This window comes from Phyllobacterium sp. 22229, assembly GCF_052056495.1.
GTDB classification, from domain to species: domain Bacteria; phylum Pseudomonadota; class Alphaproteobacteria; order Rhizobiales; family Rhizobiaceae; genus Phyllobacterium; species Phyllobacterium myrsinacearum.
This window is the reverse complement of record NZ_JBQEPA010000057.1, coordinates 1-677: the sequence shown is the minus strand read 5'-3', so window position 1 is coordinate 677 and position 677 is coordinate 1. Positions and strand designations below refer to the sequence as shown.

Here is a 677-nt window from a genome sequence, read left to right as displayed (position 1 = left end):
GGCGGGACGATGGGCGGGACGGCAAAGACTGTCGATTATAGCCTGTCCGGGGGAACGGCTTCAGGAACGATCACTGCTTCCAATGGCCTGACTCAGTCCGGCGGCAATCTAACGGGTAGTGCTGGGGCGAAGGACTACACGCTCTCCGGTGGAACGCTCTCCGGAACTGTCACGGCGACCAATACAGCCACGATCAGCGGGACGGGGTCGGTAACGGGCACTGGCACGATCAAGGCGGGTAACAAGATCAATCAGACCGGCGGGACGATGGGTGGAACGGCGGATACGCCGCTTTACGACTTGTCCGGCGGCGAAATGTCCGGGAAAATCATCAATGCGACCGATGTGACGCAAACCGGCGGTACATTGTCGGGCACGGCCGCGACCGGCACCTATGAATTGTCAGGCGGTGTTCTCTCCGGTTCCGTCACGGCAACAGACAAGGCCACGATCAGCGGGTCGGGGTCGGTGGCGAGCAATGGCGTCATTACGGCTACCAACGCCATCAGCCAGACAGGCGGGACGATGGGCGGGACGGCCAACACCAAGTCCTATGATCTGACTGGCGGAACAATGTCCGGGACGATCAAGAATGGCCTTGGTACAAGTGACGTCGTTACGCAATCCGGCGGTATCTTGTCGGGCACGGCCGCGACAAGCAGCTATGAACTCTCAGG

1 pseudogene is annotated in these 677 nt (G+C 60.7%); it reads left to right on the top strand.

The features are described 5' to 3' along the window. Positions 1-677 (top strand): annotated as a pseudogene (locus ACTJJ7_RS28055) (hypothetical protein); the annotation flags it as partial.